The sequence below is a fragment of the Bradyrhizobium monzae genome (assembly GCF_021458635.1).
Classification (GTDB): domain Bacteria; phylum Pseudomonadota; class Alphaproteobacteria; order Rhizobiales; family Xanthobacteraceae; genus Bradyrhizobium.
Genome location: NZ_JAIRDQ010000009.1, coordinates 69,581 through 86,683 on the forward strand (window position 1 = coordinate 69,581; position 17,103 = coordinate 86,683).

General features: G+C 63.9%; 14 protein-coding genes. 3 read left to right on the top strand and 11 right to left on the bottom strand.

What is annotated here, in order from left to right; all coding sequences use genetic code 11:
- Positions 1–53: 53 nt before the first annotated feature.
- The 3 genes from K3F49_RS28190 to K3F49_RS28200 form a co-directional block, all read right to left on the bottom strand.
- Positions 54–605, bottom strand: coding sequence for an LPS assembly lipoprotein LptE (locus K3F49_RS28190; protein ID WP_234684167.1), 552 nt, complete (start codon positions 603–605; stop codon positions 54–56).
- Entirely contained in the window at positions 592–3,231 is a 2,640-nt protein-coding gene (gene leuS / locus K3F49_RS28195) for a leucine--tRNA ligase (RefSeq protein WP_234684168.1), read from the bottom strand. Before leuS ends, K3F49_RS28190 begins: the two co-directional genes overlap by 14 nt.
- Before the next feature lie 481 nt (positions 3,232–3,712).
- Complete coding sequence (locus K3F49_RS28200; RefSeq protein ID WP_234684169.1) at positions 3,713–5,410, bottom strand: diguanylate cyclase domain-containing protein; 1,698 nt, start codon at positions 5,408–5,410, stop codon at positions 3,713–3,715.
- A 108-nt stretch (positions 5,411–5,518) separates the two neighbouring features.
- Here K3F49_RS28200 and K3F49_RS28205 point away from each other — a divergent pair, with 108 nt between their 5' ends.
- The gene (locus tag K3F49_RS28205; protein WP_234684170.1) at positions 5,519–6,208 is read left to right on the top strand and encodes a YggS family pyridoxal phosphate-dependent enzyme; all 690 of its coding nucleotides are present in this window, start codon (positions 5,519–5,521) and stop codon (positions 6,206–6,208) included.
- 16 nt (positions 6,209–6,224) lie between these two features.
- On the opposite strand, the gene K3F49_RS28210 is transcribed toward K3F49_RS28205, so the two are convergent.
- The gene (locus K3F49_RS28210; RefSeq protein ID WP_234684171.1) at positions 6,225–6,998 is read right to left on the bottom strand and encodes a 2-keto-4-pentenoate hydratase; all 774 of its coding nucleotides are present in this window, start codon (positions 6,996–6,998) and stop codon (positions 6,225–6,227) included.
- A gap of 6 nt (positions 6,999–7,004) precedes the next feature.
- Positions 7,005–7,574: a L,D-transpeptidase family protein gene (locus tag K3F49_RS28215; protein ID WP_234684172.1), complete on the bottom strand. Its 570-nt coding sequence runs from the start codon at positions 7,572–7,574 to the stop codon at positions 7,005–7,007.
- Positions 7,575–7,777: 203 nt separating this feature from the next.
- On the opposite strand from K3F49_RS28215, the gene K3F49_RS28220 reads away from it, so the two are divergent.
- Together K3F49_RS28220 and K3F49_RS28225 are read left to right on the top strand one after the other, a co-directional pair.
- Entirely contained in the window at positions 7,778–8,464 is a 687-nt protein-coding gene (locus K3F49_RS28220; protein ID WP_234684173.1) for a response regulator transcription factor, read from the top strand.
- A gap of 60 nt (positions 8,465–8,524) precedes the next feature.
- Positions 8,525–8,968 (top strand): cyclic nucleotide-binding domain-containing protein, encoded by a 444-nt coding sequence (locus K3F49_RS28225; RefSeq protein WP_200470994.1) that lies wholly within the window; start codon positions 8,525–8,527, stop codon positions 8,966–8,968.
- Positions 8,969–9,004: 36 nt separating this feature from the next.
- Here the strand turns inward: K3F49_RS28225 and K3F49_RS28230 are convergent, their stop codons facing one another.
- From K3F49_RS28230 to K3F49_RS28255, 6 genes are all read right to left on the bottom strand, one after another.
- Complete coding sequence (locus K3F49_RS28230) at positions 9,005–10,567, bottom strand: hypothetical protein (protein WP_234684174.1); 1,563 nt, start codon at positions 10,565–10,567, stop codon at positions 9,005–9,007.
- Positions 10,568–10,582: 15 nt separating this feature from the next.
- Positions 10,583–11,398 (bottom strand): exodeoxyribonuclease III, encoded by an 816-nt coding sequence (gene xth / locus K3F49_RS28235; protein ID WP_234684175.1) that lies wholly within the window; start codon positions 11,396–11,398, stop codon positions 10,583–10,585.
- A gap of 163 nt (positions 11,399–11,561) precedes the next feature.
- Positions 11,562–12,320 (bottom strand): outer membrane lipoprotein carrier protein LolA, encoded by a 759-nt coding sequence (locus K3F49_RS28240; RefSeq protein WP_234684374.1) that lies wholly within the window; start codon positions 12,318–12,320, stop codon positions 11,562–11,564.
- Positions 12,321–12,473: 153 nt separating this feature from the next.
- Positions 12,474–14,957: a DNA translocase FtsK gene (locus K3F49_RS28245; RefSeq protein ID WP_234684176.1), complete on the bottom strand. Its 2,484-nt coding sequence runs from the start codon at positions 14,955–14,957 to the stop codon at positions 12,474–12,476.
- A 9-nt stretch (positions 14,958–14,966) separates the two neighbouring features.
- Positions 14,967–16,181, bottom strand: a complete 1,215-nt coding sequence (locus K3F49_RS28250) for an aminotransferase class I/II-fold pyridoxal phosphate-dependent enzyme (RefSeq protein WP_234684177.1) — start codon at positions 16,179–16,181, stop codon at positions 14,967–14,969.
- A gap of 316 nt (positions 16,182–16,497) precedes the next feature.
- A complete protein-coding gene (locus K3F49_RS28255; RefSeq protein ID WP_234684178.1) occupies positions 16,498–16,902 on the bottom strand; it encodes a GFA family protein in 405 nt (134 codons plus the stop codon).
- Positions 16,903–17,103: the final 201 nt, after the last annotated feature.

Below are 17,103 nucleotides of genomic sequence, written 5' to 3' on the forward strand. Positions count from 1 at the left end.
CCAATATGGATCGAGATTCCTGGCTCGCTTGTCAGGCGCCCCGGAATGACAGACTAGGTGCCTGCGGTGAAGAACGCGGCGAGCCGGGTGTTGATGTTCTCGGCGATCTCGTTGGCGGCACGATCCTCGGCATCGCGCACAGCGCGGTTGCGGGAGAAACGCTGGTAGGAGCCGGGCATGTCGTAGGACACGCGCGAGAACGTCGTGCCGGTCATCACCGATTTGCCGGTCACGACCTCAATCAGATTGTACTGGCAGTCGATGCCGTAGTTCTCGCTGTTCGGCAGGCCGGTGTTGGGATCGACGATCAGGGACGTCTTGCTGGAGTTGAAACGGATCACCAAACGGTGGGTCGGCGGCATGCCTGTGGCGGAGCCGTAGAGCTTGAACGCCAACGCGTTGCGAACCTCAACGCCGACGCGGGCCTCGCGGGAGGCGTTCGCCTTGTCGATCGGCGGAAGATCGACCCCCATCAGCTTCTCACGCAAGCCGGGGGTGCCGTCGGTATGCTCGGCATACATCGGCTGGAAGCAACCGGCCGTCAGCGCCGCCAATGCGGCGACCGCCAGCAAGCGGGCTGCGATACGGATCCTAGCCGACAACATTCACGATCCTCTTGGGAACGATGATCACCTTGCGGACGGGCTTGCCGTCCAGCGCCAGTTTTACCGCATCGAGGGCCAAAACGGCAGCCTCGATTTCCGGATTCTGGGCCGCTGTTGCAACTGTGACATCCCCTCGCTTCTTGCCGTTGACCTGAACCACCAAGGTCACGCTGTCTTCAACCAGCAAATCGCGTTCGATTTGCGGCCAATTGGCCTCGGAAACCAGCCCGGGCTGGCCCAGACCGTTTTCAAACAAGACCTGCCAGCACTCCTCGGCCAGGTGCGGCATCATCGGGGAGAACAGCTGGACCAGGATCTGGCTGGCCTCCCGGATCGCCCAAGCCAAATCGGGGGCGGGCTTACCGGGACGCTGCAGCACCTCCGAAAACGCGTTCGTGAATTCACGGATATGGGCGAGGCAGACGTTGAAGTGCAGCCGCTCGACGCCGATCGTGACCTTGTCGAGTGCCCCGTGAGCCGCCTTGCGCAAGGCCGTCGCATCCGGACCGAACGAGGTCGGCCGAGCCGCCGGCGCACCCTTGCCGGGCTCCACCGCATCGTTCACCAGCCGCCACAGCCGCTGCACAAAACGCGAGGCGCCCTGGACGCGCTCGTCGCTCCAGATCACGTCGCGGTCGGGCGGGGAGTCCGACAGCATGAACCAGCGGGCGACGTCGGCGCCGTAGGTCGCGATGATGTCGTCGGGGTCGACCGTATTCTTCTTCGACTTCGACATCTTCTCGATCGCGCCGATCTGGATGTCCTCGCCTGTGCTGAGCAGCGTGGCGCGGCGGTCAGTTCCAGTCCCTTCGACCTTCACCTCGGCCGGCTGCACCCAGCTGCCGTCAGCTTTCTGGTAGGTCTCGTGGACCACCATGCCCTGCGTGAACATGCCGGCGAACGGCTCGTCCAGCGCGATGTGCCCGGTCGCCTTCATGGCGCGGGTGAAGAAGCGGCTGTAGAGCAGATGCAGGATCGCGTGCTCGACGCCGCCGATATACTGGTCGACCGGCAGCATCCGGTTGGCGACCGCCGGCGTCGTCGGCGCGTTCTCGTTCCAGGGATCGGTGAAGCGCGCAAAATACCAGGACGAGTCCACGAAGGTGTCCATGGTGTCGGTTTCGCGCTGAGCCTTGCCGCCGCATTTCGGGCAGTTGACGTGCTTCCAGGTCGGGTGATGGTCGAGCGCGTTGCCCGGCTTGTCGAAGCTCACATCCTCCGGCAGCACCACCGGCAGGTCGGCATCCGGCACCGGCACGACGTCGCATTTCGGACAGTGGATGACGGGAATCGGGCAGCCCCAATAGCGCTGGCGCGAAATGCCCCAGTCTCGCAGGCGGAAGTTCACCTGCCGCTCGCCGATCGGCGCGTTGCCGCGCAGCTCGTTTTCCAGGCGTTTTGCGACTTCGTCCTTGGCCTGATCGATGGTCATGCCGTCGAGGAAGCGCGAGTTGATCATGCGGCCGTCACCGTCATAGGCGGTGTCTGATATGACGAACGTCTTGGGATCCTGGCCCTCGGGGCACACGACCGGAATGTTGCCGAGATTGTACTTGTTGACGAAGTCGAGGTCGCGCTGGTCATGCGCGGGGCAGCCGAAGATCGCGCCGGTGCCGTATTCCATCAGCACGAAGTTGGCGACATAGACCGGTAGTTTCCAGCTCGGGTCGAACGGATGGACCGCGCGGATGCCGGTGTCAAAACCCTGCTTCTCCGCGGTGTCGATGATCTCTTGCGCGGTGCCGATCTTCTTGATGTCGGCAATGAACTGCGCAAGCTTCGGGTTCTTCGCAGCGGCTGCTTGCGCGAGCGGATGATCCGACGAGATCGCCATGAACTTCGCGCCGAACAGCGTGTCCGGGCGCGTCGTGAATATCTTCAGCTCGCTCTCGCCGGCAGGCGTGGTCGCCTGATCCAGCGCGAAGCGGACCAGCAGGCCTTCGGAGCGGCCGATCCAGTTGCGTTGCATCAACCGCACCTTGTCGGGCCAGCGGTCGAGCCCATCCAGCGCGGACAGCAATTCCTGCGCGTACTTCGTGATCTTGAAGACCCACTGGCTCATCTCGCGCTGTTCGACGATCGCACCCGAACGCCAGCCGCGGCCGTCGATCACCTGCTCGTTGGCGAGCACGGTCATGTCGATCGGGTCCCAGTTCAGCTTGCGCTTCTCGCGTTCGGCGAGACCTGCGGCGAGCATGTCCAGAAACATCTTCTGCTGATGCTTGTAGTAGCTGGGGTCGCAAGTCGCGATCTCGCGCGACCAGTCCAGCGACAGCCCGATCGAGCGGAGCTGCTTCTTCATCGCGGCGATGTTGTCGTAGGTCCAGGCTTTTGGCGCGACCTTGCGCTCGATGGCGGCGTTCTCGGCCGGCAGGCCGAAGGCGTCCCAGCCCATCGGGTGCAGCACGTTGAAGCCTTTGGCGCGCATGAAGCGGGCCAGCACGTCGCCGAGCGTGTAATTGCGGACATGGCCGATATGGATGCGCCCGGACGGGTAGGGGAACATCTCCAGCACATAGTATTTCGGCCGGGAATCGTCGTTCTTCGAGACGAAGATCGCCTGTTCGTCCCACTGGCGTTGCCAGCGCGGTTCGGCATCGCGGGCGTTATAGCGTTCGGAGGTCATGGAATCGTTGCGTTTTCGTGGTTTCGGCCGCCTGAAGAGGCCGGACTAGGCCATAGAAGTCGTCGGGGGGTCAATGGGTTGCCGCTGCCGGCGGCACCTTGCAATACTGCTCCGCATAAGTGCGGACAAGGGTATTGGGATAGGATTAAGGGGTCGGTGCGAGGTTGGCCGCCAACAGCACCCGACGTCAGGCAATGGCCTCAGATTTCGACGATCCCGACTACGACTATGCCGCCTCCATCGCCGGACGGGCGGTGCGGAGCATGGCCGAATAGCGGATTCCGCCGACGCCGACCAATTTTGCCATCTGGTTCCAGTACTAAGCCTGGCAGTCATGACGATCTGCGCAACGCCATCGACCTCCTGATCGACCACAACCGTCCGTTCGACAGCCGGACCAATCAGGATCTGTTCGAGACCTATATCGCGCCACAGGGTCGTGGTCCCAGGGCATGACGAGTTCAGCACAAACCGGCGCGCTTTAGCCCGCCATTGCGATCTCGGCCGTGGTGCCCTCGATGCGCAAAATGCCGTGCTCGACGACTTTGTTGCGGCCGCGATGTTTGGCGGCATAGAGCGCAGCGTCAGCGGCTTCGATCAGATCGCCCGGACGCAAGGCCTCGTTCGGCCGTGTCGCTGCAACGCCGATCGACACCGTGACCACCATGTGGGCGGAGGTGATGTGCGGCAGGCAAAGCTTCAGCACCGCGGCGCGGACCAACTCGCCGATCTCGACGGCGCGATGTACGTCGGTGTTCGGTAGCAGCAGGCAGAATTCTTCGCCGCCGTAGCGGGCGGCAAAGCCCATCGTGTCGGCGGCGATGCCGGACAGCGACTCGCCGAGCCGGGTCAGACAGGAATCGCCTTCGAGATGGCCGTAGGTGTCGTTGAACAGCTTAAAGTGGTCGACGTCGATCATCAGAAGCGCGAGCTCGCTGCCGTATTGCTGCGCGCGCATCCATTCGAAGTCGAGACGGCTCTGGAAGCCGCGGCGGTTGGCAAGTCCCGACAGCATGTCGATCGATGCCATCACCGTCAGCCGGTCATTGGACGCGATCAGCTCGCGCTCGCGCTGGCTGAGCTGCGCCGCCATGGCGTTGAAGGCGCGCGCCAGCGGCACGAATTCGGACGGAAGCCGGTTGCGCGCCGCGCGGGCCGACAGGTCGCCCTCGCCGAGACGCTTGGCCATGTCCGCGAGCATTTCGATCGGCTTGATCACGAGCTTCTCGGCGGCGATCAGCGCGCCGAGCAGCACGAACACGACGACGAAGGCCAGCTGGAGATAGGCGGTGCGGATGTCGCGGCTCACCGCGGCGGACACCTTGTCCTCGTCGATGCTGGCGATCAGGCGGGAATTGGTGCCGGCGATGCGGCTGAAGCTGACCGCGCGTCGCGATCCGTCGGCGGCGAGAAACGACAGCGAGCCCTCGTCCTGGTCGGAGCGCAACGCCTTGTCGGCGATTGCGGACATCAGCGGCATGTTGTCGAGCGGACGACCGACCGCGCTGTGCTGGTCGGCGGGCGCAGCCAGCACGGTGCCGGCGCTGTCGACCAGCACCGCGGTGATGCCGGCGCGGCCGCCCAGATTGTTCATGACCTTCGACATCCAGTCGAGGTTGACGGTTGCGAGCACGACGGCGTCGGCGACGCCGCTGAACGCGGAGACCGGGTAGACCGCCATGACGGTCGGCGACTGCACCGGCCGCGACAGGATGAAGTCGGACAGCACGAAGCGGCCGGTCTCCTGCGCCTGCTGAAAATAGGGTCGGTCGGAAAGATCGAGGCCGACATACATGTTGTTGGTCGCGCACTGAATGCGGCCGTCCTGGCCGGCGATCAGAAGCGTACGGATCCAGGGAAGGCTCGTCGGCAGGCTCGCGCGCAGCACGTCGCAGCTCTTGCTGACGCCACCAGCGGAGGCGCGGATGAAGGCTTCCGATTTCAGGATGGTCTCGACTGACGAGATCACTTCGCGCTGCGCGTCGGCGCTGTGCCTTGCCACCGTGGTGAATTCGGCCGTGGCCTGCGCGATCTGCTTGGTGCGGGTGTCCTCGAGCGAGCGAATGCGATCGAGCATCAAGGGCGCGACCAGAATCACCGCAAGCAACGCAAGCCGGGCCCTGATGCCGAGGACCTGCTTGAGTTTTGCTCGTTTGCGGTTGAAACTAACGTTTGCCATCTTCGCTACCCACCCCGCGGGCAAGGTAAAGCGAAGGGTTCAAAAACTCTTTCTTGAACTGGGTAAAATTGGAACTACCTCCGTTACTCCTGCAAATCGATCGACGTCATGACAGAAGCCAACGACGCGCCGGTAACCGGCCATTCACCAAACGCGCTCGCCGCGGTCGAAGCGGAGATTGCACGCGCCTGCAAGGATGCGCGGCGCGAGCGCGCCTCCGTGACGCTGATTGCGGTGTCGAAGACTTTTGCGGCGGATGCAATTATCCCGGTTATCGGCGCCGGACAGCGCGTGTTCGGCGAGAATCGCGTGCAGGAGGCCAAAGGCAAGTGGCCAGCGTTAACGTCTGTTTACTCGGACATCGCGCTGCATCTGATCGGGCCGCTGCAATCCAACAAGGCGAAGGAGGCGGTGGCGCTGTTCGATGCCATCCATTCGGTCGACCGTCCGAGCATTTGCCAGGCGTTAGCCAAAGAAATCGAATCCCAGAACAAGCACCCGCAACTCTTCGTCCAGATTAACATCGGCGAGGAGCCGCAGAAGGCCGGCGTCGCGCCCGGCGAGGCCGACGCCTTTCTCGCGAGCTGCCGCGACACCTACGGGCTGACCATCTCCGGCCTGATGTGCATTCCGCCGGTGGACGAGCCGCCGGCGGCGCATTTCGCGCTGACCGCCAAGATCGCCGCGCGCAACGGATTGCAGAATCTGTCGATGGGCATGAGCGCGGATTATGCGACCGCCATCATGCTCGGCGCCACCCACGTGCGCGTGGGAAGCGCGATCTTCGGGCATCGGTAGGCGTCGTTAGCGAGGCCTATTCAAACCTCACCGACACCTTCCCCAACACGCCAAAATCCATCGCAAACTGATCGCCGGCCTGGATCGGCAGTGGCGGATGGCAGGTGCCTGTCGTCACCACTTCCCCTGCCCGCAAGGTGATGCCGAGTCCGCGCAGTTCGTTGGCGAGCCAGGCCAGCGCTACGCGGGGATCGCCGAGCACGTTCTTGCCGTGACCGACATAGCGCTCGCCGCGCAGCGTGATCTGCGGCCGCTCCTCGACGAGATCCATCGCGCGCCAATTGGCCGATGTCGCGGCACCCAGCACGAACAAATGTGCGCAGGCATTGTCGACGATGAGCTGCGCCTCGCCGGCGCTTGCAAAATCGGTGAAACGTGAATCCGGAATTTCGATCGCGGGATGCAGGGTTTCGACGGCGGCAAGCACCTCGTCGACACTGTACGGCGAGGACCGCGGCGCGAGATCGCGTCCCATGCGGAAGCAGAATTCCGGCTCGCCGACGCGCATCGCGTTGCCGTTCATCGATGCGGTGCCGCCGTCGGCGATCACCATGTCGCGCATGATGCGACCAGCCAGCGGGCCTGCGACATTGATATGCTTCTGTCCGGCCTCGCTCGTCGCGGCGATCTTCCAGCCGAACAGCCGACCGCCAAGTGCGGCCTGCACCGCATAACCCTCGTCGCGGCTCTGTGGCCGAAGCCGCGTCTCGAGCGCGTCAAGCTTGCTGCCGTCACGCCAATGTTGAACGAGGACCTGCGAGGCTGCGGCGATCTGATCCTTGTCGAGCATGTATCCTCACCCGATGATGATTTTTGTTCTTGGTCCCAGCCGCCGCAGCAATCGTAGCATCGCCGCCTTGGTCATGGAGACGCAGCCCGCGGTCGGGCCGAAATTGTCGCGCGCCAGATGCAAAAACACCGCGCTGCCCCGGCCGGCGATGCGCGGCCTGGTGTTGTGGTCGATTTCGATGATGAAGTCATAGAGCTGATCGGTGCGCTTGAGCCGGTCGCCGCCCTCGCCCTCCGCGCGCCGGATCCACTGGTTGTAGTGGCGATCGCCGGGATCCTCGCACCAGGCGTCAGCGCCGGTGATGATCCGGGCCGGCAGAAACGTCTGGGGGCGGCTGTGCCGGTCGCCCCGCCACCACAATCGCCGGGGCCGAAAATGGCCCCTGGGGGTGCCGCCGTCGCCCTCGCGCTTGTTGGCCAGAATACCGCCGCGCCCCAGCGCCACCGGAATCGTCAGCTGTCCGGCCGTCAGCCAGCCCCGGCGCGGATTGCCGGCGGCAGGCCTTACGCGGATCATCGAGAGCTGACCCGAGCCTCGATTTCTGGTATAAGCAGTTGAATCTGTGCTATTTTTCATGTGAGCGCGTGGTGTCGAATTCATTACAGGACATTCATCAAACCGCCCTGCTATTCTGGGTTAGAGTAATTCCGGCTTGTGAATCGGTAACAGCCCACTACTTCAACACGAACAACAATAAGAACAGCGACCCTTTAAACTTCCCATCACGGCTGGGTGCGGCATGCATGCGCGCCCCGTCGACCCCAAAAGGATGATCCACTATGCCCAATGCCCGCAAGATCCTGATCGTGGATGACGATACCGATCTGCGCGACACGTTGGTGGAGCAATTATCGCTACACGAAGAATTTGAGGCCTCCGCCGTCGATACTGGCGCCAAAGGCGCCAGCGCCGCAAAGGCCAACGCCCCCGATCTCGTGCTGATGGATGTCGGCCTTCCCGACACCGATGGTCGCGAAGTGGTTCGCTCCTTGCGCAAGGGCGGCTTCAAGGCGCCGATCATCATGCTGACGGGACATGACACCGATTCCGACACGATTTTGGGCCTGGAATCCGGCGCCAACGATTATGTGGCAAAGCCCTTCCGTTTCGCCGTGTTGCTGGCCCGCATCCGCGCCCAACTGCGCCAGCACGAGGCCAGCGAGGACGCGGTGTTCTCGGTCGGCCCCTACTCCTTCCGCCCGGGCTCGAAGATGCTGACCGCCGCCAATGCGCGCAAGGTCCGCCTCACTGAGAAGGAAACGGCGATCCTGCGCTTCCTCTACCGGGCCGGCCAGATGCCGGTGTCGCGCGAGACCCTGCTCCAGGAGGTCTGGGGCTACAATTCCGGCGTCACCACCCACACGCTGGAAACCCACATCTACCGTCTTCGCCAGAAGATCGAGAAGGACGCCGCCAACCCGGAAATCCTGGTAACGGAAGCCGGTGGCTACAAGCTGGTGCCGTGATACGTTCCAGAAGCGCGCGATTCGTCGTAAATTAGCGCGTTTCACGAGCCCCGGACCGGAATGTCAATCGACGACGACGTAGCGCTGCTCGAGCGTGTCCCGACACTGCGCTTGTTGGGAGACGCCTCGTTGCGCATGCTGGCGATCGGCTCCGAGCAGCGTGACTTCGTCCGCGGCGACATCCTGTTCAATCTCGGCGACGATGCCGACGCCGGCTTCGTGGTCCAGCGCGGTGCCTTTCGCGTCGATGACGGCGCCGGCGCCGAGATGATTGCAGGCCCCGGCACGCTGATCGGCGAGCTCGCGCTGGTCGTGCCGATGAAGCGTCCCTCGGGCGCCGTTGCGCTGGAGCATTCCTCCGTCATCCGCGTTGCGCGCAGCCTGTTTCAGCGCGTGCTCGAAAGCGACCCTGCCGCCGCTGTCCGCCTCCGCGACGAATTCGCGGTTCGCTCCAGCCAGATCGCGAGCGACATCCTGATGGCCGGTGCGAAGCTGAGCACCTGAGCGCGGCGGATCGAGCCGGGCCCTGCCCCGCAGAATTCATTCCTTGTTGAATTCATACAGCACGCTGCGGTCGTCCTGGTAAAGCCGCCGCAGTCCCGGCATGGCCGCCAGGTGCGACGCATCGACGTCGAGCAACCAGACATAGTCGAAGCGATCGCGCGGAATTTGCGCGATCCTTTGCGCGAGCGTCGCGCTCAGATCGCCGTCGCAGTCGCCCAGGGCGACCTCGATGTACTGAGACGGATCTGCGTTGAACGCGGTGCCACGCGCACGGAGTGGTGTCAGCAGCTGTTGACCGCCCGATGCATCCCATTGCGAATTGACGAAGGCGTCCCGCCGGACGATGGCGAGCGACCCCAGATGCGCGACACGCGGCGCACGCCATTGCTCGCAGGTTGGCGGCCGTGTCAGGACCGCGATGCTTGCGCCAGGCGGGACGTCCTTCAGGGCCTGCAAATGTCGCGCGTAAGCGGAATCATAGGCCGCAAACCCGACCGCCGTGGCGCCGATCCGAATCACAAAAACAGCCAGCGCCAGGCCGGCAATGAATGCGGCGCCGCGCTGCATGCGGTCGGTGGGCGCGATGGCGGTGAGGCCGACGATGAAGAAGACCGGCCATAGCCGGACATCGGCATAGACCGCGCCAAACATCTCTCCTGGCATCAGCAGGATCAGGAAGAGGATGCTTGCTGCTCCGATCAGAAGTGCTGGATTGCGCCTGACGTCGCGGCTGCGGATCCCGAAGTACAGCAGGCCAATCGCCAGCAGCAGGCTCAGCGTGTCCAGCCAGATATTCTGGTCGCGCAGCGTCCATACCAGTCCAAGAACCTTTGTACCGATGTCGAAGAAATGACCTGTGGCGGCAGCGCCATTGCCTTGCCGCCAGACAATCATGAGCAAAGCGGGAATCATGACCGGCCAGGCGCGTCGCAGAATGACGATCACCATGGAGGGCCACGCGGCCGGTGCACGATTCCAGCTGCGGCAGAGCTCAAAGGCGCCGACGAGGACGACCAGAACGACCCAGCCGTAGGCGTGAGCGAGCCAGACCAGGCAGGCGGCCGCCGCGAACAGTGCCGCCCGCATGACCGAGCCGTTCGTCCCCGTCGTCCCGACCCAGGATGCGAAAACATGAAGCGCGAGCGCACAGCCAAGCCAATAATTCACGAAGCCAAGCTGGAACGGATAGGCCATCGCGAACCATGCGGCCGCGATGGCGAACGGCGTGAGCTCCCCATGCAACGCTCTGCTGATGCGCCCGATCGCCGAGATCAGGAGGAGCGGAAGCGCCACCGCAATCAGCCAGGCGGCGCGCTCGAGACCGAGCATCGCTGCCAGCGGTGCGATCAGCAATTCAACGCCGAGATTGCCGACCAGCTGCCAGTGAAAATCCCAGTTCTGCCGGAGCGCCGGCGAATCTGCCAGATGTAGCTGCACATGGTAGCGGCCGATATGGGCGAGGAAATCGATCAGCGGCGGCGTATGCACGAACCAGAACGGTATCGTGCTCAGCAACATCAATCCCGGCACGACGAAACGGGAATTCCACCACGCACGAACCGGTGGTTCTGTGTGCTCTGACGGTGCGGGCGTGCCCATCGTCGTCTCCGAAGCCTAAACGTCCAGCGTCACCGTCACCGGCACGTGGTCCGACGGCCGTTCCCAGCTTCGCGCATCGCGCAAGATTTTGAAATCGCTGACCGCATCTTTCAGCGCGCGGGAGACCCAGATGTGGTCGAGCCTGCGGCCGCGGTCGCCGACGGTCCAGTCGGCGGAGCGGTAGCTCCACCACGTATAGACCTTCTCCGACATCGGAATGCGGTCGCGCGCGACGTCGACCCACTCGCCGGCGCTGAGTGCGGCCTGCAATTTTTCCGTTTCGATCGGCGTGTGCGAAACGACTTTCAGCAGCTGCTTGTGCGACCACACGTCGTTCTCGTGCGGCGCCACGTTGAGATCGCCGACCAGGATGTGGCGATCCTCTCCGCGCGGATGCAGCGGCTCGCACGCCTTCATCTCGTCGAGAAAGCGGAGCTTGTGGTCGAATTTCTCGTTCAGTGCCGGGTCGGGAATATCGCCGCCGGCGGGCACGTAGAAATTATGCAGCACCAGCGGCTTCGCGATGTTGGCCTTCTCGCCGAACGACACCGAGATATGACGCGAATCCACCTTGTCGCAAAACGTCCGGATGTCCCTGGACTCGAATGGAATCTTCGAGACGATGGCGACGCCGTGATAGCCCTTCTGCCCGTTCAGCGCGACGTGCTCGTAGCCGAGCCGCTTGAAGCGCTTCAGCGGAAAGGCGTCGTCGATGCACTTGGTCTCCTGGAGACACAGCACGTCTGGCCGCGCGTTCTTGAGAAACTTCGCGACCAGATCGATGCGAAGCCGCACCGAATTGATGTTCCAGGTTGTCAGGGAAAGACGCATGGGAATTGCGTCTTAGCATGGATTGAACGCGCGGGAATGCTTGTCCACAGGTGAGGTTTCGTAGGGTGGGCAAAGCGAAGCGTGCCCACCATGCCGACTGCAATGAGACGAGATGGTGGGCACGGCGCGTTGCGCCTTTGCCCACCCTACGGCAGTGGGGCCGTTATCCCGGTGACGGCACGCTGTAATTGGTGAAGTCGATCTTGAACATGTTGGGATCGAGCTTCTTGCTCGCATCGAGATTGTAGACCGCAACCGTGGTGTCGTAGCCCTGCGGATCGGTGACGGTCCATTGCTTCAGCTGGCCGTCCTTGGCGCCGATCATCAGAAGCAGCCGGCTGGTGCCAACCAGCGCCTGCTTTTCCTCGATAGTGACGCTGATGAAGAGATCGTCGGCGGTCACGTTGACGACGTTGGTGTCCTTCATCAGGTCGATGCGATCCGACAGCAGGAAGCGCAGCGGCGTCTGCGACAGCGGATAGACGTCCTGCGTCGCGAGCTTGCGGTCGCGCACCACCACCGACGATCCGTCGGCGACGATGTCGATCGGGCTCGGCGGATCATATTCGAAACGCAGCTTGCCCGGCTTCTGGATGTAAAAATCGCCCTGCGTCTTGCTGCCGTCGGGGCCGACCTGGACGAAGTTTCCGACCAGCGTCGACAACGAGGACAGATACGCGCTGACCTTGGCCGCCTGCGCCTTCTGGTTCGCATCGAAAGTCTGGAAGATGCTGCTCGGCACGTTGCGGCGTGGATCGGGAATAATCGGATTCGGCGGCGCCTGCGTTGCGCCGGTAATCGACGGCCCACCCGAGGGCGGGGCAGCGTCGCGGGCCTTCGGCGCAGGTTTCGGCACGGGCACGGTCTGCGCCATCGACGCCGCGGTCACCATCGCGGCGGTGACGAGCAGCACGCCCGCCACGCGCGCGCTACGCGCCACGAAAGAGGCCGCGAATCGAATGTCCGGATGTTGGGTCAACGCGTCGTCCTGTGTGGCTGGGCGTCGTTTTAGCGTGATTTCGGGCAAAAGCAGATAACGTTTTTGCGTGAAAATGGGACTTTGAGGCGGCTTGCCTCACATATGGCTGTCTTCTTCTTCGACCAGAATCTCGCGCTTGCCGGCGTGATTGGCGGGCCCGACGATGCCTTCCAGTTCCATGCGCTCCATCAGCGATGCGGCGCGGTTATAGCCGATCTGCAGACGGCGCTGGATGTAGCTGGTCGAGGCCTTGCGGTCACGTTTGACGATGGCAACGGCCTGCTGGAACAGGTCGCCGCCGCCATCCGCGCCCATGCCGCTGGCGTCGAACACGGCGCCGCCGTCCTCGTCCTCGGTCGGCTCCTCGGCCGTAACCGCCTCGAGATATTCGGGCTGGCCCTGGGTCTTGAGGTGGCGCACCACCTTCTCGACTTCATCGTCCGAGGCGAAGGGGCCGTGCACGCGGCTGATGCGACCGCCGCCGGCCATGTAGAGCATGTCGCCCTGGCCGAGCAGCTGCTCGGCGCCCATCTCGCCGAGAATCGTGCGGCTGTCGATCTTCGAGGTGACCTGAAAGGCGATGCGGGTCGGGAAGTTCGCCTTGATGGTGCCGGTGATGACGTCGACCGACGGGCGCTGCGTCGCGAGGATCACATGCAGGCCGGCGGCGCGCGCCATCTGCGCGAGACGCTGAACGGCGCCTTCGATGTCCTTGCCGGCGACCATCATCAGGTCGGCCATTTCGTCGACGATGATGACGATGTAGGGCAGCGGGTCGAGCGAGAGCTTCTCTTCCTCGTAGATCGCCTTGCCGGTTTCCTTGTCGAAGCCGGTATGCACGGTGCGCGTCGGCTCTTCGCCCTTGGCTTTCAATTCGCCCAGGCGCGTGTTGTAGCCGTCGATGTTGCGCACACCCAGCTTGGCCATGTTCTTGTAGCGCTCTTCCATCTCGCGCACGGCCCATTTCAACGCGACCACCGCCTTCTTCGGATCGGTCACGACGGGGGTGAGCAGATGGGGAATGCCGTCGTAGACGGAGAGTTCGAGCATCTTCGGATCGACCATGATCAGCCGGCACTGGTCCGGGCGCAGCCGGTAGACCAGGCTGAGGATCATGGTGTTGATGGCGACCGACTTGCCGGACCCGGTGGTACCGGCGATCAGCATGTGCGGCGTGCGCGCGAGGTCGATGATGACAGGATCGCCGCCGATGGTCTTGCCGAGGCAGAGCGGCAGTTTTGCCACCGTGTCGATGGTCTCCTTCGCGACCAGCAGCTCGCGCAGATAGACCTTTTCGCGATGCGCGTTCGGCAGCTCGATGCCGATGGCGTTACGGCCGGGAACCACGGCGACGCGCGCCGAGAGTGCGCTCATCGAGCGCGCGATGTCGTCGGCAAGCCCAATCACGCGCGACGACTTGATGCCGGGTGCCGGTTCGAGTTCGTACAGCGTGACGACCGGACCCGGATTGGCTTTCACGATCTCGCCGCGCACGCCGAAATCCTGCAGCACGCCTTCGAGCGCGCGCGAATTGGCTTCCAGCTCGGCCTTGCTGAGCGGCTGGCGGTCGCCGGCCTTGGGCGCAGCCAGCACGGACACGGACGGAAGCTCGAACTTGTCGGAGGATTTCTTGGAAGCGGCTTTCGGTGCTGCCTTCTTGCGCGACGCGCGCACGGGCGCCTCCTCTTCCTCTTCCTCCTCCTCGTCTTCCTCTTCTTCGTCGTGTTGGTCCTCGGAATCCTCGTCCTCGGACTGCGGTGAGATCGAGGGCGCGGCGCGGCCGCCGAGATTGGGCTCCTGCCGGCTGAACGAAACTGCCTTGGTCTTGGATCCGCTCGAAACCAGCGAGCGGTAGGCAGCTCCAAACAGCCAGATCAATCTCGCCTTGGTGCTCATCAGCGCGTGGAACAGCCAGCCCAGCGACACCGAGCCACGATCGCTCTCCTCGTCCTCGTCGAGCGGCTTGTCGTCGTCCTCGATCTCCGCGAGCTCTTCGTCATGCTCGCGTGCGCCGAGCCCGCAGGCGATCAGGAAGGTCGCGGCCAGCGCGACGAACAGGATGATGCCGAGCACCATGCGATAGATCGCGCCGGGCGGCCCGAAGATCACCGCGGGCGCGCGCACCAGCGCATCGCCGACGACGCCGCCAAGCCCGGTCGGCAGCGGCCAGGCGCCACCATGCGGCCAGCAGCTGACAAAGCCCGCCGCGATCACGGTGCAGAGAATCCAGGAGCCGAGCCGCAGCGCCTCGCGGTCGAACGGGCGATGGGTCATCATGCGCCAGCCCCACACCGCGACCGTCAGGATCAGCATGATCGCGCCGAGGCCGAGGATCTGCATCGCGAGGTCGGCGCCGATGGCGCCGGCATAACCGAGAATGTTGCGGATCGGCCGCGAGGTCGCGTGGCTGAGGCTCGGGTCCTGCACCGACCAGGTCATCAGCGCGGCGGACGCGACGCCTGAGAGCGTGATCAGGCCGAGACCAGTGAGCTCGCGCACGCGCCGGCTCAGCGCCTCGCGGATCGAGGGCGGCAGATGGCCGACCAGGGGAATCACACGTTCGATTGCCGACATGCTCATGGGCCTCGCCTAACCCAGAGTTTCGACCAGCCGGTGCAGCGCCTGCGCCGTGGTCTCACTATCCTGCACCAGCGCCAGGCGAATGTAGCCGGCACCGGGATTGAAGCCGTCGGGCTGACGCCGCGCCAGATAGGAACCGGGCACCACGCGCACGCCGGCTTCCTTGAAGAGCTTGAGAGTCACGGAGACGTCGTCGCCGATCTCCGACGTATTGAGCCAGACGCAGAAACCGGCATCCGGTCGGCGATAGCCGTAACGATTGCCGATGATCTGGTCGGCGAGATCGAACTTGATCCGGTAGAGCCTGCGGTTCTCCTCGACATGCGCCTCGTCGCCATAGGCAACGGTCGCGACATGCTGCAGCGGCACCGGCACCTGCGGCGCCGCGATGTTGCGCAGCTCCAGGAACATGCCGATGAACTTCTTGTCGCCGGCGGCGAAGCCGACCCGCAGGCCCGGCAGGTTCGAGCGCTTCGACAGCGACTGGAACGCAGCCACGCGGGTGAAATCGGGGCCGGCGCATTCGAGCGCGCTGCCCGGTGCTTCGCGGGTGTAGATCTCCGAATAGCACTCGTCGCTGAGGATCATGAAGCCGTAGCGATCGGCAAGGCTCTTCAGGCGCGTGAAATAATCGCGCGACGCGACCGAGCCCTGGGGATTGGCGGGTGACGCCAGATAGAACGCGACCGTGCGTGCGAGCGTCGTTTCATCGATGGCGTCGAGATCGGGTAGGAAGCCGTTTTTGACGGTGGTCGGCAGATAGACCTGTTCGCAGGCTGCGGCGCCGGCGCCGGCGCCATAGACCGGATAGAACGGGTTCGGCATCAGGATGGCGGGCTTGCCGGGACGCGGGCCGACATAGCGCGTCGCCGCGATCGCGGCGAGGAACAGCCCCTCGCGGCTGCCATTGAGGACGAGAATCTCGCTCTTGGGGTCGAGCGGTCGCGGCAGCCTGAAGCGCGACGACAACCACGTGCTCGCCGCATGACGGAACGGTTCGGTGCCCTGGTTCATCGGGTAACGGCCGAAATCGGCGATGTGCTTGGCCAGCACCGGGCCGACGAAATCGGGCACCGGATGCTGCGGTTCGCCGACCGCGAGCGAAATCAAGGGCTTGCCGGGCTGATGCGGCGCCAACAGCTCGTTCAGCCGGACAAAGGGCGAGCGTTCGTTGTCGGAGCTTCCACCGGCTAGCGGCGCACGGGATGAAGCGGTCATGACCATTCTGGGCGCCAGCACTCTTGGAACGGCCGGCGCATGGATACGCCAGCGGGAAAGCGGTTCAGTTCACCATAGATAGGGCGAGGTTAAGACGCGATTAACCATCGGTCGGCCGACCCGTCCAGAGCGGGAATAATGAGGCCGGATAACAACGGGATGAGGGTTGGTTTTCGCCTCTCCCGCTGGTCGACGCGCTCGAAGAGCGTGGCGGGTGAGGGCTGTCTCCTCTTGGGGGATCCCTCTGTGGAGATACCCCCACCCCAACCCTCCCCCGCAAGCGGGAGAGGGAGCGCACCGATTTCCTGGCTCGGCTCGATCCTCAGTGCCCCGGCAGTTTCTCGAACGTCGCCATGCCCGCGGGGATTGCGTGGAACTCCTGCTTGTCGCAGGTGTAGATCGCCATCTGCGGATGGAACTGTTTCGGTTCGTCCAGCGTGCCGACCTTGAGGATTGCCGCCGGCAGTCCCGGAACCTTGGTCACCAGATGGGTGCCGCATTCGGCGCAGAATTCACGGGTGACGGCGCGCTCGAGATCCTTGCGGGTGAACTGTTTGGGTTGCCCGGTGATGTAGCTGAAGCCCGTCGCCGGCATCGCGATGAAGGTGTTGGGCGCGCCGCCCGAGATGTACTGGCACTCGCGGCAGTGACATTGGGCCTGCATCATCGGATCGCCCTCGGCCACATAGCGCACTTCGCCGCAATAGCATCCGCCTTCCAAACGCATGACGACCTCCCGTTTTGTTGTTCGTTGTGGTCGTTATTTCTGCCCCGGCCATCTGGAATGGCAATCTTTTTCTTCCAGGCGTGGAGCAAAAAGAAAGGGGCTCCAACTTGCGCTGGAGCCCCTCAACGGTCGGGGCATTGCCGGGTATGTGCCCAAACCGTAGTTGTGGACGCGATCCCCGAAGAGATCGCGCCCGGGAGG